This window comes from Micromonospora sp. CPCC 205739 (assembly GCF_036906795.1).
Lineage (GTDB): Bacteria > Actinomycetota > Actinomycetes > Mycobacteriales > Micromonosporaceae > Micromonospora.
The window spans coordinates 194,682-214,744 of record NZ_JBAKHS010000012.1; the positions used below are offsets into that span (position 1 = coordinate 194,682).

Genomic DNA, 20,063 nt, shown 5'->3' on the forward strand with positions numbered 1-20,063 from the left:
GACAGAGTTACATCGGATGTCACTTGAGCGCAAGGAGGGCGTGTGAACGCATCGCTGACCGGCGCAGGCCGTGACCGGGACCTGGCCGAGCTGGCCGCCGGCAACGTCGTCGACGTCCTCGTCGTCGGGCTCGGCGTCACCGGCGCCGGGGTGGCGCTCGACGCCGCGAGCCGCGGCCTGTCCGTGGTCGCCGTCGACGCCAACGACCTCGCCCACGGCACCTCCCGGTGGAGCTCCAAGCTCGTCCACGGCGGCCTGCGCTACCTCGCCCACGGCCAGGTCGGGGTCGCCTACGAGAGCGCCGTCGAACGCCACGTCCTGCTGACCCGGACCGCCCCGCACCTGACGCGCCCCCTGCCGATGCTGCTCGCCGCGACCGGCTACACCACCGGTTGGCAGGACCGCGCCGCGGCGGCCGGCCTGCGCGCCGGAGACCTCTTGCGCACCTGTGCCGGAACCTCCCGCCGGACCCTGCCGGGCACCCGCCGGCTCGGCGCGGCCGAGGCGAGCGCGATGGCACCGGCGCTGCGCCCGGCCGGTCTCCGCGGAGCCCACCTGTCCTGGGACGGCCAGCTCTGCGACGACGCCCGCCTGGTCGTCGGCCTGGCCCGCGCCGCCGCGGCGCGATCTGCCCGCATCCTGCCCCGCTGCCGGGCCACCGAACTGCACCGCGACGGCGCCACCATCGAGGACACCCTCACCGGGGCCCGGCTGCACGTCACCGCGCGCGTCGTGATCAACGCCGCCGGAGTGTGGGCGAGCAGCCTGACGCCGCACGTACGCCTGCGCCCGTCCCGCGGCACCCACATCGTCCTGTCCGCCGCCCGCCTGGGCGGGCTCTGGACCGGACTGACCATCCCGGTACCCGGGCAGTTCACCCGCTACGTCTTCGCGCTGCCCCAGACCGACGGTCTGGTCTACGCCGGGCTGACCGACGAAGCGGTGGACGGACCGGTGCCGGACGTGCCGGAGCCCGCCGACGCCGACGTCGCATTCCTGCTCGACGTGCTCAACAGCGTCCTGGACCAGCCCCTGCGACCCACCGACGTGCTCGGCGCCTTCGCGGGACTCCGCCCGCTGCTCGCCGACGCGGACGCCCGGACCGCCGACCTCTCCCGACGGCACGCCGTCATCGACGACCCGGACGGGATCATCAGCGTGGTCGGCGGCAAGCTCACCACCTACCGACGGATGGCGGAGGACGCCGTCGACACCGCCGTCCGCCAGCGCCGCCTCGCCGCCGGCGCCTGCCGCACCCGCCGTCTCCCGCTGCCCGGCGCCGCGAGCAGGGCCCAGTTGGCCCGGGTTCCCGCGCCACGCCGGCTCGTCCAGCGGTACGGCACCGAAGCGGTCGCCGTGCTGGCCGAGGCGCCGGCCGAACTCCGCCGGCCGATCGGCCCCGACATTCCGGTCACCGGCGCCGAACTGCTCTGGGCCGCCCGCCACGAACTCGCCCTCACCGTCGACGACCTGCTCGACCGACGCACCCGGATCGGACTCGTCCCGGCGCACCGCGAGGCCGCGCTGCCCGTGGCGCGCGACGTTCTCGCGCTGGCTGCCGAGGGCACGGCGAACCCCGCGTCGGCGAGCGGGTGAAATCCCGCGCACACCTGCTGTTCCGCGGGTTTTCAGGCGCTCGACGGCGAGGGGAGGTTGGCTGGGTGTGAGGCACGAGAGGGAAGGCGGTCATGTGATGCCGGACGGCGTGCTGCTCCTGATGACCGTTGCCGCGTTGTCGGCGTGCGGCGGTGCCGTGTACGCCTTCGGGACGCACCGGCTGGCGGCCCGTCCCGTGCGGGCGTCGCGAGTCGCCGTTCTCAGCGCCGCCATGGGCGCCCTGCTGCTTCTGGTGCTGGCCGTCGGGGCAGGCGCCCGGCTGTAAACCCTGCATGGGTACCTGGCACCGCGAGCTACCAGGCCCGCACGATCCCCACCCTCAGGGGGAAGGGGTCAGGGCCGCGACGGCGGTGCGGTGCAGGAACGCCTCGGCGGCCGCCCAGGTCCGGCCGGACTCGGCCACGAGGGTGTGCCAGCTGGTGGGTCCGAACAGCAGCCAGAGCAGGTCGGCGGCCTGGGTGGCGTCGAGCCATCGCGGTAGCTGCCCGAGGGCTTCCAGGTGTGCGGCGACGACGTGCAGGGCCTGCCGGTAGGCCGACGTCGCCCGCTGCCAGAGCGCCTCGCCCGACTCGTGCACGGGCAGGGCCTTGCGCACGGCCGTCAGGACGGCGGCGTGGCTCTCGTTGCCGACCCGGGTGCCGTGCGCGAGCGCCTGCAGCACCTCGTCGAGGGTGCGTAGCTCGCGGATCTGCTCGACGGTCTGCAGGTAACCGGACGTGGCCACCGCGTTGTCGACGATCCGGTCGAGGATCTCGGCCTTGTTGCCGACGCTGGCGTACACCGTCTTCACCGCCACGCCGGTGGCGGCGGCGATGTCGGCGACCGTGACGCGGGCGTAGCCGTGTTCGGCGAACAGGTAGGTGGCGTGGTCCAGCACGGCGGCACGGGTCGCTGCCGCCGCCTTGTCGCGGTGGGGCGAGATGTAGCTGCGCCGCTCGGTCACCGGCCGAGCATACCCAAGTTCAGGTGTCTGCATGTGTATTCAATGCATGTACCATTACCCCAATTGTTCGGCAGCCAGGCAGGGGTACACGGTGCGCATCGATGAGACAGCGCCCCGGCGCAAGCCGGAGGTGGCGCAGATGATCGTCATCCACAAGGCGCTCCGTCGGGAGTTCCGGCTCTTGCCGGAGATCGTCGCCGGGGTCCCGGCGGGCGACCGCAGCCGCGCCCGGCGCGTCGCGGCCCACGCCGAGCTGCAGCTGAGGTTCCTGCACACGCATCACGACAGCGAGGACCGGCTGATCTGGCCGAACCTCGCGCGGCGAACGGAGGTGACCACGGACATCGTCGACGTCATGCAGCGCCAGCATCACACCGTCGACGAACTCGTCACCGAGGTGCGTCCCCTGATCCAGCGATGGGGCGGACAGGCCGACGTCCCCACGCGGGACCGGATCGTGGCGCTGCTCGTGGCACTGCACCCCGTCCTGCAGGAGCACCTGGACCTCGAAGAACGCGAAGTCCTACCCCTCATCCGGGAACACCTGACGGTCGACGAGTGGACCGCCGCCGTCAAGGACGCCGAAAAGCACCTGCCGAAGAACCCGAGGTCGGGGCTGCTGCTGGCCGGTGCCGTCCTGGAGGACGGCACCGATGCGGAGCGCCGGTGGTTCCTGCACGAACTGCCCGGACCGGCCCGGCTCATGTGGCGACTGGTCGGCCGCAGCCTCTACCGCAGCCATCTGCGCACCGTGCGCGGGCCCGCGTCGCACTCATAGTTTCCCTACGCCGCCCGGTGACCGTGCGCTCCAGTCGGCGGGGATGCCCCGCTCCGGCGACGGGGACAGTGTCCGGTGCCCGGCGTCCATGTCGGTGAGTGCCACGGCTGCGTTGATGAGGCCGATGTGCGAGAAGGCCTGCGGAAAGTTGCCGAGCGGTTGTTCGGTGAACGGGTCGAGCTGCTCGGCGAAGAGGCCCAGGTCGTTGACCTGGTTGGCGAGCCGCTCGAAGAGGTGGGCGGCTCGCTCCGGCTCGCCGGCCAGCGCCAGGCAGCCCACCAGCCAGAAGGAACAGATCAGGAACCCGGCGGGATCGTCCGCCCAGCGACGTAGCAAGCCGTCGTGGGCCAGCCGTTGCTCGACCACCCTGATCGTGGAGCGTATCCGGGGGTCGTCGCCGGGCAGGAACCCGACCAGCGGCATCAGCAGCGCCGAGGCATCGAGATCATCGCTGTCGAAGGTGCCGGTGAAGGCCCCGATCCGGTCGTTCCAGCCGTGGGTCAGCACCGCTCGTCGCACTTCGTCCCGGGCCGCCGCCCAGCGAGCGATGTCCTCGCGGGCGGCGAGTCGGGGCCCGAAGCGGACCGCCCGGTCCAAGGCCGTCCAGCACTGCACCTTCGACGACACGTAGTGTTGCTCCGGGCCCCGCGCCTCCCACATCCCGGAGTCCGGAAGCCGCCACTCCCGCGCCGCCCGGTCGGCCATCGCCCGCAGCAAGTGACGAATCTCCGGCTCCATCGGGTCGAGGTGCTCCCGCATCAGCCAGGCCGCGCAGAGCACCTCCCCGAGCACGTCGGTCTGCCGCTGCCGCCACGCGTCGTTGCCGACCAGCACCGGCTGGCTGCCGGCGTACCCGGCCAGGTGCTCAAGGCTGTGTTCGGTGAGATCACGCTCGCCCTCGACGCCGTACATGATGGGCACCGTCGACTCCTCGGCCACGCCCATCGACCGGGCCATCCACCCGAACTGCCGGCTGACCTCCTCCGAGCAGCCCGTCCGCCAGAGCGCCTCGAGGGTGAAGCTGAAGTCCCGCACCCACACGTAGCGGTAGTCGTAGTTGCGCTGCCCGCCCAACTCCTCCGGCAGGGAGGTGCTCGCCGCCGCCACCACGGCGCCGCTTGGCCGGTACGTCATGCCCTGCACCACCAACGCGCTGAGCTGCACCTGCTCGGCATACCGGCCCTGGTAGGGGTGCAGGCCGGCCCAGGAGCGCCAGCCGGCGACCGCGTTCGCCACGACCTGTTCGGCCTCCAACACGGCGGGCGGTGCGGCGGCGTACGCCGGCGCGTAGCCGAGGGTGAAATTCTGAACCTCTCCGGCGCGCACGGTGAACGTCCCTGTCGCCTCACCCGAGCGAGGCGACAGGGGTGTGCTGGCACGCAGGTCGAGGCGATCTGCGCCGGCGGTGGCGACCAGGGCACCATCCTGCTGCATCAGGCGCGGTGTCACCCGCCCGTACTCGAACCGTGGCCGGTAGTGCACGCCCATCCGCACCTCGCCGGAGAGCCCGCGCACGACGCGCGCCAGCACCCGGGGCGAGCCCCACCCCACGTCATGGCCCCGCGCCCCCGGCGCCAACGCCAGGGCGTCGGTCACCGCGACGGATCCGGTCGGTGTGGTGAAAACGGTACGGAGCACGAGTGAACCGGCCAGGTAGGCGCGTTCCACGCCGAAGTCGCCCTCGGGTCGGATCGTCCAATGCCCGGCACCCTCGTCGAGCAGTCGTCCGAACACCGACGGGCCGTCGAAGCGTGTGGGGCACCACCAGTTGACAGAGCCACCACGGTCTACCAGGACAGCGCTGAGGCCATCGGCCAAGAACCCATGGTCACCAATGGATGCGTATGGCACCCGCCCGACTACCCGGACCGGCCGGGAGCATTCCCGTGACCGTGCGCGGGTGAACTTTCCCGACCCACGCTCGGCCTGGCTCGAATGAAAACCCTGGGCGCGGTGGCATCACTTTCCTTGCGCATGGCATCAAGGTGATGCCATAGTGGCGTCATGGAACTCCGCGCTTACGTCGACGCGATCCGCCATCAGCTCGCGGTAGCCGCCGCCGCGGGCGGTGACGACGCCCGGGAACTGGCCGAGCGGCTCACCGCACCGCTGGAGTCCGCCGTCCGCCTCGCCCTGCTGGACGCGCTTTCCGAAGCGGCCACCGAGATCACTCGCGATCTCGCGCCCGGTTCGGTTGACCTGCGCCTGCGTGACCGGGAGCCCAGCTTCGTGGTGACGCCACCGCCGGCCGAGCAGTGGGCCGACGACACGGAGGCGGCAGCGGCGGCCCCGCCGAGTCCGGTGCCGCAACCACCCGCGGACGGCGAGGACGAGGCGACCGTGCGGATCAGCCTGCGCCTGCCGGAGCACCTCAAGGCGCGCGTCGAGCACGCAGCCGCCCGCGCCGGCGTCTCGATCAACACCTGGCTGATCCGGGCGGCAGCCGCTGCCGTCGACACCGACAACCAGCAGCACCGGGCCGACACGCCCCGGCGATCCGCCGCCACCGGCGGTCAGCGCTTCACCGGCTGGGTGCGCTAGCAGCGCCGGCCCCACCGACTACCCGAGAGGGAGCAGCATGCCATCCTTCGACACCCCCGGACCGATTTCGGCATCGGTCGAACTCATCGTCGGCGAGGTGCGGATCACCGCCGGTCCACGAACCGACAGCGTGGTGCAGGTGCGGCCGGCCGACGAATCCGACGACCGCGATGTGCGCGCGGCCGCGCAAACCCGGGTGGAGTACGCCTCCGGCCGCCTCGTGGTCCGCGGCCCCAGGCAACCCGGCCTCGGCATCTTCGGCAAGACCGGCTCGGTCGAGGTGACCATCGACCTACCGGCCGGTTCCGGCGTGGACGGCAAGCTGGGCGTCGGCGCGATCAGCTGCTCCGGCTCGCTGGCCGACTGCCGTCTCAAGACCGGCGCCGGCGACCTGCAGGTCGAGGACACCGGCAAACTCAGCCTCCACACCGGCTTCGGCGCGGCCATCGCCGAGAACGTGGCAGGCGACGCCGAGGTCACCACCGGCTCCGGAAAGCTCAGCGTCCGCGCCGTCGGCGGGCGCGCCGTGCTGAAGAACGGCAACGGCGACACCTGGATCGGCGAGGCGGCTGGCGAGCTGCGGGTCAACGCCGCGAACGGCCACGTCGCCGCCGAGCACGCCGCCGCCTCGGTCACGGCGACCACCGCCAACGGTGACATCCGCATCGGTGAGCTGGTCCGCGGATCGGCGACGTTGCGCACCGCGGCCGGGCGCATCCAGGTCGGGATTCGGCGTGGCACCGCGGCCCGGCTCGACCTGCACACCCAGTTCGGCAAGGTTCGCAACGACCTGGACGCCACCGCCGGTCCCGCCGACACCGACGAGAAGGCCGAGGTGCGGGCTCGTACCGCCTTCGGCGACATCGCCATCCACCGCTCCTGATCCCACCACCTGTGTGACCGGTCGCGGGCGTCCGCCACGACCGGGGATGACGCGCACCTTCGTGTCCCGGTCCGGCCCGTGCGGCCTGACCGGCGATGACGTGCGCCTCCGTATTCGTGCAAAGCCTCGATCAGTGGAGGAAGCAATGGCGGTAACGACCGCGACGCGGCCGGCCATCTCGGTGTCCGGCCTGCGCAAGACGTTCGGGGACAAGGTCGTCCTCGACGGCCTCGATCTCATGGTCAGCGAGGGAACGGTCTTCTCGCTGCTCGGACCCAACGGCGCGGGCAAGACCACCGTGGTGCGGATCCTGTCCACCCTGGTGCCCGCCGACGCCGGATCGATCCGCGTCGCCGGCCACGACCTCACCAAGAAGCCGGACGGAGTACGGGCGGCGATCGGCGTGACCGGCCAGTTCTCCGCCGTCGACAATCTCCTCACCGGCGAGGAGAACCTCAAGCTGATGGCCGACCTGCACCACCTCGGCCGCACCGAGGGCAGACGCCGCATCGCTGAGCTGATGGACCGCTTCGACCTCGGTGAGGTGGCCCGCAAGCCCGCCTCCGTCTACTCCGGCGGCATGCGCCGCCGTCTCGACCTGGCCATGACCCTGGTCGGTGGCCCGCGGCTGATCTTCCTCGACGAACCCACCACCGGCCTCGACCCCCGCAGCCGGCACGCGATGTGGCAGATCATCCGCGGACTCGTCGCCGAGGGCGTCACCGTGTTCCTGACCACCCAGTACCTCGACGAAGCCGACCAGCTCGCCGACCGCATCGCCCTGCTCGACCACGGCCGCATCGTCGTCGAGGGCACCCCCGACGAACTCAAGCGCCGCATCCCCGGCGGACACATCCTGCTGCGCTTCACCGACCCCACCGCGCTGCACGCCGCCGCCCGCGCACTTTCCGTCGCCCAGCGCGACGAGGACGCCCTGACCCTGCAGATCCCCAGCGACGGCGACGTCCGCTCACTGCGTGCCGTGCTCGATCGACTCGACGACGCGCACGTCGAGGTCGACCAACTCTCGATCCACACCCCCGACCTGGACGACGTCTTCTTCGCCTTCACCGGCACGCCCGCATCCGCCGCCGCAGGACACGACAGCACCGAGGGACACCGATGACCAGCCTCGCCTACACCCTGACCGACTCGGCGACCATGTTCCGCCGACAGATCCGCCACATCCAGCGCTACCCCTCGCTGACGGCGATGCTGATCGGCCTCCCCGTCGTCTTCCTGCTGCTGTTCGTCTACGTCTTCGGCGCGACGCTCGGTGCCGGACTCCCTGGCGGCGGCGACCGCAGCGCCTACATCAACTACCTGGTGCCCGGCATCCTGCTGTTCAGCGTGACCGGCGCCGCGCAGGGCACCGCCATCTCCATCGCGATGGACACGACCGAGGGCATCGTCGACCGCTTCCGCACCATGGCGATCTCCCGCGCCTCCCTGCTGACCGGACACGTCCTCGGCAGCCTGGTGCAGACCCTGCTCTGCATCGCCGTGGTGCTCGCCATCTCACTGGCCATCGGCTTCCGCCCCACCGCCACCCCGATCGAGTGGCTCGCCGCCGCCGGCATGCTCACCGCAATCGCGTTCGCGCTGATCTGGCTGTCGGTCGCGCTCGGCCTCGTCAGCGACAGCGTCGAGACCGCCAGCAACACCCCGATGTTCCTGACGCTCCTGCCGTTCCTGGGCAGCGGCTTCGTGCCGACCGACACGATGCCGGCCGGCCTGCGGTGGTTCGCCGACTACCAGCCCTTCACGCCGGTGATCGAGACGCTGCGCGGGCTGTTGCTCGACTCAGGAATCGGGAACAGCGCGACGATCGCGCTGGCCTGGTGTGCGGCGATCTCGCTGCTGTCCTACCTGTGGGCCAAGCGCTCGTTCCACAAGCGGGCTGCCCGCTAGGCGTGTACCACCTCTGCGCGCTCGCGGGATCCGGCACGTCATCCCGGAACGCTCGGACCAGGTCGCCCGCCGTTGCAGCCCGGGGGGCAGCAACGGCGGGCGACCACCGGCCTTTGCAGAAGCGCCATCGGCAGGACCCGCCCTAGTCGGCGACGTGGATGACAATCTTGCCGCGGCGTTTGCCCGTCTCGAGCGCCTCATAACCTGAGCGTGTCTCGGTGAGGGGCAGGACGCGGTCCAGCACCGGCCTCAACCGGCCGTTGTCGACGAGTTCGGCGATGGAGCGCAACGCGTCCCGGTCGGGCTCGACGACGAAAAACACCCCCCGGACACCGTGCCGAGCCGCCTCCTCCTGGTCGGGAGGCGTGGAGAGCGTGACCATGATGCCGCCCGGCTTCAGGACCGACCACGACCGCGACTGGGTGGATCCCCCGACCAGGTCGACGACGATGTCCACGTCGCGGACGTGATCCTCGAAGCGGTCCTGCGCATAGTCGATGGCCTGCTCGGCACCGAGATCCTTGACGAATTCCAGGTCGGCCGCCGCCGCCGTGGCGCTCACGTGAGCACCGAGGCCGGCCGCGAGCTGCACCACGTAGCTCCCCACGCCGCCGGCGCCGCCCTGCACCAGCACGTGCTGGCCGGCCTGCAGGTCGGCGTGGTCGACCAGGGCCTGCCAGGCGCTCAGCGCGGCCAGTGGCAGCGCTGCGGCGTGGTCATGGTCGACGGTGGCGGGTTTGGCCGCCACGACGTCCGCGGGCAGGACGACGTACTCGGCGGCCGCCCCGTCGCGCGTGAAGGGAATCAACCCGTAGACGGCCTCTCCCTCCGTGAGGCTCTCCACCCCGGCCCCCGACGCCGCGACGACTCCGGAGAACTCGTGCGACGGGATGATCGGGGTGCGCTCGGGTCCTGACCCGTCCATGCTGTGCGTCCAGGTCGCCGGCCAGGTGAGCTCATGGGGTGTCATGGAAGCGGCCTTCACGGCGACCAACACCTCACCGGGCCCCGGCTCGGGCCGTGGCACCTCCTCGTACACGAGCTGCTCAGGACCGCCCCTGGCGTGAGCTCTCACGGCATGCATCGTGCTCATCCGACGGCTGCTCCTTCCGGACCGCATCTCGATCGGCCCGCCGACCGCCCTGCTGGGGACGGCACACCGCCTCACTCCCGCATTATCCGAAGGTTCGGTGGCAGCCTGCCGGACTTCCGCAATCCTCGCCCGTCACGCGCCGCAACCGACCGGGCCAGGGCCGCCGAGGGGCAGCGGCACGGCGTGGTCGGCGGCGGCGTAGCACCGCCGCTGCTGCCGGAGTCGGGCGGGAGCCTGGTCGCCGCGATCAGTGCCAATCGCTGATCGAGACGTCGTCCGGCGCCGGCCTGCCCCGCCCGGTCTCCACGAGCTCCTTGAGGCTCATCAGGAACGTCGCCCACTTGGTGCTGCAGTGGTGCATGAACTCGACCGGCTCGCGCCAGCCCTCGTGCTTGAACTGAACGATCGTGTACTCGCCGCGCTGGTCCAGACGCCAGTCGATCTCGGTTCCGACCCATTCCTCGGGGCCGGCGGTGACCCGCCACCGGACGCGGCCGGCGGGATCGAGCTCCAGGACCTCCATGTCGAAGCCGCCGACGTCGCCGAACCGGAAGGCCAACCGCCCGCCCACCTCGCTGGTGCCCACCGTGTCGGTCGTCCACCAGCCCGCGAGGCCGTCTGGGGTTGCCACTGCGCGGTAGACGTCGTCGAGCGGAGCGACGACGCCGACCCGGTGCAGGATGTCGACCATTTCATTCTCCTTGGTTGTCGGTGCGGTTGCGTTCGATCGCCTCGGCGATCCGCTTGATCCGGCGGAGTCGGGCGTCCCAGGTGGCGCCGACCGCCGACAACTGGGCGACAGCTCGGGCGAGCTGCGCCTCGTCGACCTGGTAGTGACGCTCGCGGCCGGCCGGCGCGGAGTGGATCAGACCGACCCGGCCCAGGACGGCCAGGTGCTTCGAGACGGCCTGGCGGGTGACGGGAAGTCGTTCACTCAGTGACGTGGCCGTGCCGGGACCCTCGGCGAGCAGAAGGTCGATCATCCTGCGCCGGACGGGGTCGCCGATGGCCGACCACAGGTCGTCGTCGACCGCCGTGCTCATGAGGTGGATACCAGCCGCGTGACGTACGTGCCCAGCGCGGGGATGTAGTGGTCCCAGCCGGTCTCGTGGTCGTGGTACTGCTCCTCGAGGAGGGCGATCTCCCATCCCATCTCGCGGAACCCGGTCTCGGTCATCCGGATCCGGGTCCCCGGACCCGTCGGGAGCAGGTCGAAGGTGACCAGCAGCGAGGGCCCACTCCGGTCAGGGTCCGCGAAGCACCACCGGAAGGAGAATCGCTTCGGCGGGTCGACCTCGACGACGGCGAGGGCGACGGTCGTCGTCTCGCCGGTATCGGCGTTGCGCCACACGAGTTCGCCGGGTGCGCCCGCGACCGGCGCGAACCGTGCGTCGTCGGGCCACCATTCCCGCATGTGCTCGGGCCGACTGATCACCTCGAAGACCACCTCGGGTGAAGCGTCGACGTGGATGTCGCGCTCGATGGTTCCGTACTCCATGCTCATCAACCTTTCGCAACCTTTGGTTGCGTCAACCTACAACAGTCGGATATCGAAGCGCAACCTTTTGTTGCGCTTCGACGAGCGCGTCCGGGCACGCTGCTGCGCGCCGGTCGGCAGCCCTCCGGCGCGGCCGGCCAGCACGGAAGGCAGGGGAGTCTGTCAATGTAACGTTGACGGATGACGCCCGAGGTGACCCAGTTGGCCCACGTCGGGACCGAGCGCGCCCGGCTGGACGAGCGCGAGCTGGAGCTGATCGACCGGGCGCGCCACGCGGGTGCGACGTGGGCTCAGATCGCTGCCGCTCTCGGCCTCGGCAGTCGGCAGGCCGCCGAGCAGCGCCGGCAGCGCCTGGCGGCCGTACGACGATCGCGCCGACAGGAACGGGACCTCGCGTACTCGACACGGATCGCGGCCATCCGGAGTGCGGTCTTCGACCTTCAGCGGTGGATCGACGCGGACCGGCGCTGGGACACGCGGTTCCGGCGTGCGGCTCTCGTGAGGAAGACCGCGGAGGTGGCCCTCGACGCCGATCCGGGTTCCCTGTACGCGTTGGCCGCGCTGCTCGCGGTCGACCTGACGCAGGCGGGAGGTGAACGGTTGCCGGCGCCGGTGCAGGCGGTCGCCACGAGATTGGGCGGGCTTCTGTCAACGAAACCTTGACAGGTTCGAGCGATATTGCCTGGCTCCCGCTCAAGGTTGAGGATTTGAGTCCTCTCGGCTCAACCTTGGAGAGCGCATGCGACGCAACGCGGGGCTGTTCGTGGCGATCTCGCTGCTGTCCGGCTTCGGCAGCAGTGCCATGTCGCTGGTGGCCGGAATCTGGATTCTGGACCTCACCGGTTCGACCAGCCTCGCGGCCCTCGCCGGGCTCTGCGTGTACGCCCCGGTCCTCGCCGGTCCCTGGCTGGGCGGCCTGCTCGACCGGGCGCCGAGGCGGCCGCTGGTCATGGCGGTCAACCTCGCACTGGCCACTGTGCTGCTGAGTCTCCTCACGGTTCGGGGACCGGGCCAGACGTGGCTCATCTTCCTGGTGTCCTGCGCCTACGGCGTCAGCTACGTACTGATCGACGCGGGCGAGTCGGCGCTGCTGCCCTCCGCGCTGTCGCCGACGGAACTCGGAGACGTCAACGGCTGGCGTTCCAGTGCCCAGGAGGGCATGAAGCTCGTGGCGCCCCTGGTCGGCGCGGGCCTCTACGCGTGGCGCGGCGGACACGCGGTCGTCCTGCTCAGCGCGGCGATGCCGGTACTGGTTGCCCTCCTGTACGCGGCCGTACGACTGAAGCAGACGCCGTCCCAGCCGCCGACCCAGCGGCGACGCGGCGTGCGCGCGGGGCTCGACATGCTGCTCGCGCAGCGGGCCACGCGCGTCACCGTGGCGCTCGCCGCCGTGTCGATCGCCATGTCCGGCTTCACGACGGCCGCCACCTACGCGGTCGTCACCGAGGAGCTGGGCCTACCGACGACGTTCCTCGGTGTGCTGCTCAGCGCGCAGGGCGCCGGTTCCATCGTCGGCGGCCTCGTCGTCGGCCGGCTCATCGCCCGATGGAGCCCGGTCACCGTGGGCGTCGCGGGCACGACGCTGTTCGCCGTCGGCTGCCTGGTCCGCTGCCTACCCTGGTGGCCCGCTACGGTGGCCGCCTCGGTGGCCGTCGGCATCGGCCTGCCCTGGGCCCTGGTCGCCGCGGTGACCGCAGTGCAGACCCACACGCCCACAGCGATGCTCGGCCGAGTGGCCGGGACGGCCAACACCGCGATGTTCGGTCCCATCGCGCTGGCGATCCCCCTCGGCTCCGCGACCGTTCACCTCGGCGACCGCCTGACGCTCCTCGCGGCCGCCGCGATCTGCCTGGCCGCCGCGGTCTGGGCAGGCTACCGCCCCGCGACGCGGCGCACAGCGGAGCGCAGTTCGGCGGCGACGTCCTCAATCGGCGGGACGGCGCCGCCGGCCGCACAACGACCGCACCCCGAGCGAGGTGTGGCCCTCGTTCACCGCCGTGGGCGCGGCGGAACCGGCGACCCCTGACTGACCGCATCCTCGGTGTGGATGTCGGTGCCGACGCGTAGCCTCCACCCCTGTGAGGATCCGACCCGGGAGGGACGCCGATGGCTGACGCCGACGATGTCCGCCGCATAGCCCTGGCCCTGCCGCACGTCGTGGAGAACGACAGCGACGGCTTCGACTTCCGGGTCGCCGACAAAGGCTTCGTCTGGTCCTACCCCGAGCGCAGGCCCGGAAAGCCACGGGTGATCCGCACCGACATCGCGGTGCTGTTCGTCGGCGACGAGGCCGAGAAGCAGGCCCTCCTGCTCGGCGAGCCCGACCTCTTCTTCACCACGCCCGGCTACGACGGGTGGCCGCTGGTGATGCTGCGGCTGGCGAAGGTCGATGTCGAGCGCCTACGGGAGCTGGTCACCGATGCCTGGCGGATGCGCGCCCCGGAGGCGCTCGTCAGCGACCGCTGACGGCCGCCTGACCGGTGCTGCCGGGAAACAGCCTGCTCGGTGACCCGGCGGGCCCGAAGGCGACGCGGACCGGTGTCCGGCGCAGCGCGGTGCCGGCCCAGGCGGGTCGTCGGCCGTCGATCGTGAGGGTGGCCAGGAGCCCTGGGTGGTCGGTCGCCCCGCGCATGCCCACCGACCTGTTGCAACAGATCGTGACGTCGGTTGTCGCCATGAGCTGTTGCACCGCGCCGTCGTCGATCCGCAGATAGCCCGGCGGCACGCACGACCGCACGTCGGGGGAGCCGCCGTACCGGAGGTTGAGGTCGCCGCCCAGCACGGTCGGCGCGTATCCGGCGCTCCTGCGGATCATCGGCACCACGGTGTCGAGCAGGTGGGCGCACTGGGCGAGCGCGACGGTGGCACTGGTGGCCGCCAGGTGTGTGGTGCAGGCGTGCAGGGCGCCGGGGACGTGGACGCAGAGCCAGGCTCGTTCCTCGGGGTCCGTGACGTCCTGCGTCGGGTGGATCCCGCTGTGCACCGTGTGTCCCGGGTACGGGGCCTGAAGGCGGGTCAGCAGTCCGATCCCGTACGGCTGGCCGTTGCGGCACCGGGTGACGGCGCCGCTGGGGCGGTCACCGGCAGCCTTGAAGGCGGAGACGACTGGGCCGCCGGGGTGGACGCCCGCGAACGCGCGCTCCAGCGTGGCCACGTCGTCCTGACAGATCTCGTTGAGGGTGACCAGGTCGGGTACCTCGGCGCTGATCACCTCGGTGGCCTCGGTCACCGATCGGCCCGTGTAGCAGCCGGCGCGGCCGCTGTTGCAGAGGTTCATCTGGAGCACCCGTAGGGCCGTCGATCCGGTGGTGTCGGCCACCGACGATCCGGCCGGCACCCCGGCGGCGGCGATCAGGCACACGACGGCCAGGGCTCGGCGCAGACCTCGGTACGAACGATCGGCCAGGCACCGGCGAAGGAAACCGACCGGGGCTGGACCACGCAGCAGACGACCCCTGCGGGAGCGGGTGACGTCGGCGGCTGGCTGCGCGGACATGCGGACTCCGGGTGGGGGAGGCGACAGTCTTCGCCGGGGTGGCAGCGATCTTACCGCTGCCGATCGATCGCAGGACCCCTGCAGGCCGAAGGGATCAGGGACAGGAGGCGTCCGCGGCGCGGGCCGGGCGGGCGCGCGGCCGGTAGCCCGACCGGGTGAACGGCGCTCGGGCCGGAACCCGCGGCGACGGGGGCACGGCATGCTGCGTTCGACGATGCCGGTGCCGGCACGACAGGCGGGGCGGAGAGGATTTCAGATGGCAGACGGCGACGTGCCGGAGCGGATGCAGGCCGCGGCCTTCGACGAGTTCGGCGGCCCGGAGGTGATCACTCTGCGCATGCTGCCGGTGCCGCAGATCGCCGACGACGAGGTGCTGATCAAGGTGTGGAGCGCCGGCGTGGGGGTGTGGGACGCCCTGCACCGGGAGGGCGCGCTGGTGCCCGAAGGCGCCTCCTTCCCGATGGTGCCGGGCGCCGAGGCCGCCGGCACCGTCGCCGCCGTCGGCTCGCAGGTGAGCAACGTCGCCGTGGGCGACCTGATCTACGTGTACGGCTACACCCGGCCGAAGGGCGGCTTCTACGCCGAGTACGCGGCGACCAAGGCGCAGTACGTCGCGAAGCTGCCGGCGGGCCTGCCGGTGGAGCACGCGGGGGCCATGCCCACCGACGCGCTGACCGCCTTGACGGGCCTGGACGTGCTCGGCCTCTCCGCCGGCGCGTGGTTGCTGATCTTCGGTGCGAGCGGCGGGCAGGGTCACCTGGCCGTGCAGTTGGCCAAGCGGCAGGGCCTCAACGTGGTCGCCGTCGCGTCCGGGGCGGAGGGCGTGGCGCTGGTGACCCGCCTCGGCGCCGACGTGGCCCTCGACGGTCACGGTGACCTCGACCAGGTGCTCGGGCGGATCCGGGAGGTGGCGCCGGACGGCGTCGACGGCCTGCTGGCCATGGTCGGCGGCAGGACGCTGGACAGGCTCACCGAGGCGCTGCGCGACGGCGGTGTGCTCGGGTACCCCCACGGGGTGCAACCGGAACCGGGCGAGCGGCCCGGTGTGACGGTCCGGGCGTACGACGGCGAGACCGGTCCTCGGCAGCTGCAGCGCCTCAACGAGCTGATCGAGGCGGGACCGTTCCAGGTGCACGTCGCCGAGAAGTTCCCGCTGGGGCAGGCGGCGGAGGCGCACCGTCGCCTGCAGACCTCCTTCGTGGGCAGGCTGATGCTCACGGTGGTCTGACCCCACCTCGTCGGCCCGAGTATGCCTGCCGGTCCACGTGGCGAGGTTGAACTTCTGCACCGCCCACGCGACGACGCGCTCGCCCGCCCAGGTCGTGATGGTCAGACCGCCGTATCCGGCCCTAGCCGGCGAGCAGGTGATCCAGCGGCCGGGGGATGCGGTGCGGGTCGAGGGCGCGGACGAGCGCGCGGGCGTACCGCGCCTTGCGACCGCTGGTCGTACCCATGAAGCGGCGCAGTTGCCGCTCGATCGCCCGCCCGCGTTGCGCGGGCTGGTTCTGGAAGACCCGGAACCTCGCCAGATCCTGCTCGACTTCGAGGACGTGCTCGACCCCCGTCGTGCCGAGGGCGCGAATCAGTTCGTCCTCGAGATCGGCGACGCACACGTAGAAGCCGAGCGCTTCCATTCCGGACCGGGTCAGGCCGGCACCGGCACCCGCCTGCTCCAGCCCGCGCCGGAAGTAGCCCTCTTCGGCCTCGTCGCAGAGCCCGCGCAGGTTCACGGCGAGCCCCTGCGCGCCGAAGAGCCGCAGGAACCGACCGACGCCCATCGCGCCTCCGATCGGCAGGACGCACACGCCCTCGCCGGCCAGATCTCGGTCGTGCCGAGCGGCCAGCGCCTCCACCGCGCTCTGGTCGCTGACCCCTTCGACGAGGACGACCGTGGTCAGGCCGTCCTCGGCCAGTTCGCGGGCCACGGTGGCGGCCGCCGCGGAGTCGGTGCCGCCGGCCGCCCACGTGCTGACGGCGGCTCGGAAACGGTCGGGCTCTCGCACAGCTGAGAGTTTCGCAACGGCCGCTCCGGAGCGCCACCGGGATTGTGCCGACCCCAGCGGTCGACCGCGGCGAGGTCATCGAGTCGGCGACCGTCACGGCGCCGGCCGCCCACCGAGGGGTGGGCGGCCGGTCGACGGATCGGGTGGACGTCAGGCCAGCGGCTTGCCGCCGGTGACGCCGAGCACCTCGCCGGTGATGTAGCTAGATTCCTGCGAGGCGAAGAAGACGTACGCCGGGGCGAGCTCGGCCGGCTGGCCGGCGCGACCCAGCGGGACGTCCTTGCCGAACGACTCGACCTTCTCCTCCGGCATGGTGGCCGGGATCAGCGGGGTCCAGATCGGTCCGGGGGCGACCGCGTTGACCCGGATGCCCTTCTCGGCCAGGTTCTCGCCGAGGCCCTTGGTGAAGGCGATGATGCCGGCCTTCGTGGTGGCGTAGTCGAGCAGGTCGGGGAGGGCTGGTAACCCTGGATCGACGCCGTGTTGATGATGGTGGAGCCGGGCCGCAGGTGGGGCACGGCCGCCTTGGAGAGCCAGAACATTGCGTACAGGTTGGTCTTCAGGACCCGGTCGAACTGCTCGGTGCTGATGTCGGTGATGCCGCCCGGCTGCGACATCTGGTACGCCGCGTTGTTGACCAGGATGTCCAGGCCACCGAGTTCGCTCACCGCTCGCGAGATGATCTCCTCGCAGTGCGCCTCGTCGCGGATGTCCCCGGCGACGGTCACCGCCTTGCGACCGGCCTTCTCGACCAGTTGCGCGGTCTGCCGCGCGTCGTCCTCCTCCTCGGGCAGGTAGGCGATCAGCACGTCGGCGCCCTCGCGGGCGAAGGCGATGGCGACCGCCCGGCCGATGCCGGAATCACCGCCGGTGATCACCGCACGCTTGCCGGTCAGCCGGCCGGTGCCCTGGTAGCTCTCCTCGCCGTGGTCGGGCTCGTCCGGCATCTCCCGGGTGGCACCGGGGGGCGACTGCTGGCCACCGGTCTGCTCGTCGGGCCCGCGGTACTGCTCCTTGGGGTCCTGCTCCTGATACTGGTTGCCGCTCAACGCTCTGTCCTTTCTGGTTACTTCCGCGGGGCCGGCAGGGGTCAGCTGGCGGACGGCTTGCGGACCGCGTCGCGGACGCGGTCGATGACCGCCAGCGCCGGGCCGGCGGCCAGGTTGCCCTTGGCGGACTGGGCGCTCGGGTGCGGCCGGGTCGGCGCGGTGGCCTCTGCGGCGCGTACGGCGGCGGCCAGGGAGCGCAGCCGGTCGGCCGGCACGTGCTGGCGCAGCTGCGGGAACTCGTAGCGCTCCTCGTAGCGGGCGTGGGTGAGCACGGCGTCGCGCAGCAGGATGATCCCGGTGTCGAAGCCGTCCGCGTCCACGCCGCCCGCGACCAGCGTCTTCAGCGTCTCCTTGGCCTGCCGCTCCTCGTCGAGCCGGTCGTCGACCATCGCGTCGCCGCCACCGCCGGGCAGGTTCCGGGCGAGGGGGTGCACGACCTCCTCCTCGGCGGTCTCGTGCGCGGCGAGCAGCTTGACCAGGTCGTCGAAGGCGTCGCGCCGGGTCTCGCCGGTGCTGCCGATGACGAGCAGGAAGAGCTGCTCGATCTGCGCGTGCTGGGCGAGCAGCAGGTCGACCACGTCCTCCTCTGGGCCGGGGGTGGCCGGGGCGTCGGTGTCAGGCACTGCGGCTCCCCTCCCGGGCGCGCAGCCCCTCGACCGGATGCGGCCCCTCGGTCTCGATGCGGTACTCGTCGCCGAACCGCTCCCGGTGCATGTCGACGACCTGCTCGCTGGGCGGCTGCTGGCCGTCGTGCAGCTGCTGCTGCATCCACTCGAACCGCTCGTGCGCCTCCCGGACGTAGCCCTCACCGAGCTTGGTCAGGTCGATCTGGGTGGCCAGCAGGTGGCGCAGGTACTCCTTGTTGGGTTCGAAGGTCAGCGGCTCGGGCAGGCCGGCGCTGCCGACGATCTCCTCCGGCTCGCGGCCGTCGTGCCGGCGCAGCAGGTCGGCCGCCTGCTGGAGGTGGGCCAGCTCCATCTGCAGGTGCAGCTCCCAGACGGCCTTGATCCGCGGGTCGCTCTCCTGCTGGAGGAAGGAATAGTAGAGCCAGCACTCGTTGTACTCGTGCGTCAGCAGCCGCTCCCACCAGTTCTCGCCCGGGTCCAACAGCGACTCGTAGTGGGTGACGTGCTCCTGCTCGATGAGGCTGATCTCCTGGTAGAGCTGCCGGGCGATCGGCTCCATGTACTGCGGGCCGACGTTCATGTAGTAGAACATCACCTGCTGCTCGGCCGAGAGGATCGTCAGCGCGTGCAGCTTGGAGCGCGGGTCCACCGAGTTGCGGTCGTACGGGGTGCGGACCTCGTCGAAGGGGTGCCGGTGCTCCTGCACGGTCGGCCGCCCCGGCATGACCTCGGTCAGCCCGTTCACGATCTTCTCGGCCTTACGCCGCTCGACCATCTCGTAGAGGTTGGCGTACCGGTACAGGTGGTCGAAGTCCTCCAGCACGCCGAACTCGTACGCCTGCTTCAGGTACGGATCCGGCTCGTGTCGCGCCACCCACGCCGTCAGGTCGACCGCCACCTGCTCGTAGCCGAGCGTCGTCTCCAGCACGCTCGCCACGCCGGGCAGCAGCCAGTTCACCACCCGCTGCTGCTGGCTCTCCACGTACCGGACGTAGGCCAGTTGCCGGCGCACCTCCTGGTCCGGGCAGTTGCGGGCGAACTGGTGCTGGAAGTTGATCGCCTCCACCTCGATGCCGTTCATCGTGATGATCCGGCACCGCGTGTACGGGTCGACCGCCTCCGGGTCGATCGGCTCGACGTTCAGTTCACGCCAGTTGCGGATCTGGCTCTCCAGTGGGATCCCTTTGTGATCCAACGGATTGAACATGCCTTCTCCATTCATGCGGGGTGAGTAGGGCCTACCCGGGTGTATGGGAGGGAAACACCGCCCAGCGGTTCCTGTCCGTGTCGAGGAGGTCACGCCGAGAGAGGCTCACTAACAGTGGTGCGACGGCCGGGCCGAGGGGCGTCACGGTGGCGCGCCACGGCGGGCACGCCCCGGAACCTGAGCGGGAGGTGCTGACCGGTCACGTCGCGGCACGGTGTCCACACCGGCTCTGTCGGGGGTGGGGGGAGCGCTGCTGCCGACATGACGCCTCCGCTGGCGATCGGCCCCCGCCTCGACGGAAGTCGTAGGGGAGTGGACCACTGGAGGGCACATGTCTTGACCCGAGGTCGTCCTACCCTGACAGTGAGGATGTAGGAGCGGTCACCCGGCTGTCTGACCCTTGCCCTGACCGACGGTT

General features: G+C 71.3%; 21 protein-coding genes and 1 pseudogene. 11 read left to right on the forward strand and 11 right to left on the reverse strand.

All coding sequences use genetic code 11. From position 1 onward, the window contains the following. Positions 1–42: 42 nt before the first annotated feature. Positions 43–1,596, forward strand: a complete 1,554-nt coding sequence (locus tag V6U88_RS19575) for a glycerol-3-phosphate dehydrogenase/oxidase (protein ID WP_334454966.1) — start codon at positions 43–45, stop codon at positions 1,594–1,596. 97 nt (positions 1,597–1,693) lie between these two features. Next, positions 1,694–1,882: a hypothetical protein gene (locus tag V6U88_RS19580; protein WP_334454967.1), complete on the forward strand. Its 189-nt coding sequence runs from the start codon at positions 1,694–1,696 to the stop codon at positions 1,880–1,882. Positions 1,883–1,936: 54 nt separating this feature from the next. Here the strand turns inward: V6U88_RS19580 and V6U88_RS19585 are convergent, their stop codons facing one another. After that, positions 1,937–2,560, reverse strand: a complete 624-nt coding sequence (locus V6U88_RS19585) for a TetR/AcrR family transcriptional regulator (protein ID WP_334454968.1) — start codon at positions 2,558–2,560, stop codon at positions 1,937–1,939. A gap of 139 nt (positions 2,561–2,699) precedes the next feature. Between V6U88_RS19585 and V6U88_RS19590 the strand changes: the two genes are divergently transcribed. After that, positions 2,700–3,338 (forward strand): hemerythrin domain-containing protein, encoded by a 639-nt coding sequence (locus tag V6U88_RS19590; RefSeq protein WP_334455011.1) that lies wholly within the window; start codon positions 2,700–2,702, stop codon positions 3,336–3,338. Here the strand turns inward: V6U88_RS19590 and V6U88_RS19595 are convergent. Beyond that, on the reverse strand, positions 3,333–5,189 hold the full coding sequence (locus V6U88_RS19595; RefSeq protein ID WP_334454969.1) for a glycoside hydrolase family 15 protein: 1,857 nt from the start codon (positions 5,187–5,189) through the stop codon (positions 3,333–3,335). The two genes, V6U88_RS19590 and V6U88_RS19595, sit on opposite strands and share 6 nt — an antisense overlap. A gap of 153 nt (positions 5,190–5,342) precedes the next feature. Here V6U88_RS19595 and V6U88_RS19600 point away from each other — a divergent pair, with 153 nt between their 5' ends. The 4 genes from V6U88_RS19600 to V6U88_RS19615 all read left to right on the forward strand — a co-directional run bounded on the left by V6U88_RS19600 (position 5,343) and on the right by V6U88_RS19615 (position 8,673). After that, positions 5,343–5,879, forward strand: a complete 537-nt coding sequence (locus tag V6U88_RS19600) for a ribbon-helix-helix protein, CopG family (RefSeq protein ID WP_334454970.1) — start codon at positions 5,343–5,345, stop codon at positions 5,877–5,879. 37 nt (positions 5,880–5,916) lie between these two features. Beyond that, positions 5,917–6,762 carry a DUF4097 family beta strand repeat-containing protein gene (locus V6U88_RS19605; protein ID WP_334454971.1) on the forward strand — a complete coding sequence of 282 codons (846 nt, stop codon included), beginning with the start codon at positions 5,917–5,919 and terminating at the stop codon, positions 6,760–6,762. Positions 6,763–6,907: 145 nt separating this feature from the next. Next, a complete protein-coding gene (locus V6U88_RS19610; protein WP_334454972.1) occupies positions 6,908–7,888 on the forward strand; it encodes an ATP-binding cassette domain-containing protein in 981 nt (326 codons plus the stop codon). Next, a complete protein-coding gene (locus V6U88_RS19615; RefSeq protein ID WP_334454974.1) occupies positions 7,885–8,673 on the forward strand; it encodes an ABC transporter permease in 789 nt (262 codons plus the stop codon). The genes V6U88_RS19610 and V6U88_RS19615 overlap by 4 nt, the downstream gene beginning before the upstream one ends. Before the next feature lie 142 nt (positions 8,674–8,815). Here the strand turns inward: V6U88_RS19615 and V6U88_RS19625 are convergent, their stop codons facing one another. The 4 genes from V6U88_RS19625 to V6U88_RS19640 form a co-directional block, all read right to left on the reverse strand. Next, entirely contained in the window at positions 8,816–9,766 is a 951-nt protein-coding gene (locus V6U88_RS19625) for an NADP-dependent oxidoreductase (RefSeq protein ID WP_334454976.1), read from the reverse strand. Between the two features lie 247 nt (positions 9,767–10,013). Then, a complete protein-coding gene (locus tag V6U88_RS19630) occupies positions 10,014–10,457 on the reverse strand; it encodes an SRPBCC family protein (RefSeq protein ID WP_334454978.1) in 444 nt (147 codons plus the stop codon). A gap of 1 nt (position 10,458) precedes the next feature. Then, positions 10,459–10,809: an ArsR/SmtB family transcription factor gene (locus tag V6U88_RS19635; RefSeq protein ID WP_334454979.1), complete on the reverse strand. Its 351-nt coding sequence runs from the start codon at positions 10,807–10,809 to the stop codon at positions 10,459–10,461. Next, positions 10,806–11,264: an SRPBCC domain-containing protein gene (locus tag V6U88_RS19640; RefSeq protein WP_334454980.1), complete on the reverse strand. Its 459-nt coding sequence runs from the start codon at positions 11,262–11,264 to the stop codon at positions 10,806–10,808. Before V6U88_RS19640 ends, V6U88_RS19635 begins: the two co-directional genes overlap by 4 nt. A 180-nt stretch (positions 11,265–11,444) precedes the next feature. Between V6U88_RS19640 and V6U88_RS19645 the strand changes: the two genes are divergently transcribed. From V6U88_RS19645 to V6U88_RS19655, 3 genes are all read left to right on the forward strand, one after another. After that, a complete protein-coding gene (locus V6U88_RS19645; RefSeq protein ID WP_334454982.1) occupies positions 11,445–11,927 on the forward strand; it encodes a hypothetical protein in 483 nt (160 codons plus the stop codon). 76 nt (positions 11,928–12,003) lie between these two features. Next, positions 12,004–13,290, forward strand: a complete 1,287-nt coding sequence (locus tag V6U88_RS19650; RefSeq protein ID WP_334454984.1) for an MFS transporter — start codon at positions 12,004–12,006, stop codon at positions 13,288–13,290. Between the two features lie 80 nt (positions 13,291–13,370). Beyond that, a complete protein-coding gene (locus tag V6U88_RS19655) occupies positions 13,371–13,730 on the forward strand; it encodes an MmcQ/YjbR family DNA-binding protein (protein ID WP_334454985.1) in 360 nt (119 codons plus the stop codon). On the opposite strand, the gene V6U88_RS19660 is transcribed toward V6U88_RS19655, so the two are convergent. Next, on the reverse strand, positions 13,717–14,760 hold the full coding sequence (locus tag V6U88_RS19660; protein WP_334454987.1) for an endonuclease/exonuclease/phosphatase family protein: 1,044 nt from the start codon (positions 14,758–14,760) through the stop codon (positions 13,717–13,719). The two genes, V6U88_RS19655 and V6U88_RS19660, sit on opposite strands and share 14 nt — an antisense overlap. Positions 14,761–15,016: 256 nt before the next feature. Here V6U88_RS19660 and V6U88_RS19665 point away from each other — a divergent pair, with 256 nt between their 5' ends. Then, positions 15,017–15,988, forward strand: coding sequence for a quinone oxidoreductase family protein (locus V6U88_RS19665; protein ID WP_334454989.1), 972 nt, complete (start codon positions 15,017–15,019; stop codon positions 15,986–15,988). 121 nt (positions 15,989–16,109) lie between these two features. Here V6U88_RS19665 and V6U88_RS19670 read toward each other — a convergent pair whose 3' ends face one another. The 4 genes and pseudogenes from V6U88_RS19670 to V6U88_RS19685 form a co-directional block, all read right to left on the reverse strand. After that, entirely contained in the window at positions 16,110–16,685 is a 576-nt protein-coding gene (locus tag V6U88_RS19670; protein ID WP_334454991.1) for a TOPRIM nucleotidyl transferase/hydrolase domain-containing protein, read from the reverse strand. Between the two features lie 228 nt (positions 16,686–16,913). After that, a pseudogene (locus V6U88_RS19675) lies at positions 16,914–17,812 on the reverse strand (SDR family oxidoreductase). 41 nt (positions 17,813–17,853) lie between these two features. Then, positions 17,854–18,435 (reverse strand): hemerythrin domain-containing protein, encoded by a 582-nt coding sequence (locus V6U88_RS19680; RefSeq protein ID WP_334454992.1) that lies wholly within the window; start codon positions 18,433–18,435, stop codon positions 17,854–17,856. Beyond that, positions 18,428–19,645, reverse strand: a complete 1,218-nt coding sequence (locus V6U88_RS19685; RefSeq protein WP_334454994.1) for a hypothetical protein — start codon at positions 19,643–19,645, stop codon at positions 18,428–18,430. The genes V6U88_RS19680 and V6U88_RS19685 overlap by 8 nt, the downstream gene beginning before the upstream one ends. Positions 19,646–20,063 lie beyond the last annotated feature (418 nt).

Coding starts and splice junctions, on each gene's coding strand:
- V6U88_RS19625 (WP_334454976.1), bottom strand. CDS start 9,766: ATGAGCACGATGCATGCCGTGAGAGCTCACGCCAGGGGCGGTCCTGAG.
- V6U88_RS19650 (WP_334454984.1), top strand. CDS start 12,004: ATGCGACGCAACGCGGGGCTGTTCGTGGCGATCTCGCTGCTGTCCGGC.
- V6U88_RS19665 (WP_334454989.1), top strand. CDS start 15,017: ATGGCAGACGGCGACGTGCCGGAGCGGATGCAGGCCGCGGCCTTCGAC.
- V6U88_RS19640 (WP_334454980.1), bottom strand. CDS start 11,264: ATGGAGTACGGAACCATCGAGCGCGACATCCACGTCGACGCTTCACCC.
- V6U88_RS19590 (WP_334455011.1), top strand. CDS start 2,700: ATGATCGTCATCCACAAGGCGCTCCGTCGGGAGTTCCGGCTCTTGCCG.
- V6U88_RS19660 (WP_334454987.1), bottom strand. CDS start 14,760: ATGTCCGCGCAGCCAGCCGCCGACGTCACCCGCTCCCGCAGGGGTCGT.
- V6U88_RS19645 (WP_334454982.1), top strand. CDS start 11,445: ATGACGCCCGAGGTGACCCAGTTGGCCCACGTCGGGACCGAGCGCGCC.
- V6U88_RS19615 (WP_334454974.1), top strand. CDS start 7,885: ATGACCAGCCTCGCCTACACCCTGACCGACTCGGCGACCATGTTCCGC.
- V6U88_RS19580 (WP_334454967.1), top strand. CDS start 1,694: ATGCCGGACGGCGTGCTGCTCCTGATGACCGTTGCCGCGTTGTCGGCG.
- V6U88_RS19605 (WP_334454971.1), top strand. CDS start 5,917: ATGCCATCCTTCGACACCCCCGGACCGATTTCGGCATCGGTCGAACTC.
- V6U88_RS19685 (WP_334454994.1), bottom strand. CDS start 19,645: ATGTTCAATCCGTTGGATCACAAAGGGATCCCACTGGAGAGCCAGATC.
- V6U88_RS19630 (WP_334454978.1), bottom strand. CDS start 10,457: ATGGTCGACATCCTGCACCGGGTCGGCGTCGTCGCTCCGCTCGACGAC.
- V6U88_RS19600 (WP_334454970.1), top strand. CDS start 5,343: ATGGAACTCCGCGCTTACGTCGACGCGATCCGCCATCAGCTCGCGGTA.
- V6U88_RS19635 (WP_334454979.1), bottom strand. CDS start 10,809: ATGAGCACGGCGGTCGACGACGACCTGTGGTCGGCCATCGGCGACCCC.
- V6U88_RS19655 (WP_334454985.1), top strand. CDS start 13,371: ATGGCTGACGCCGACGATGTCCGCCGCATAGCCCTGGCCCTGCCGCAC.
- V6U88_RS19610 (WP_334454972.1), top strand. CDS start 6,908: ATGGCGGTAACGACCGCGACGCGGCCGGCCATCTCGGTGTCCGGCCTG.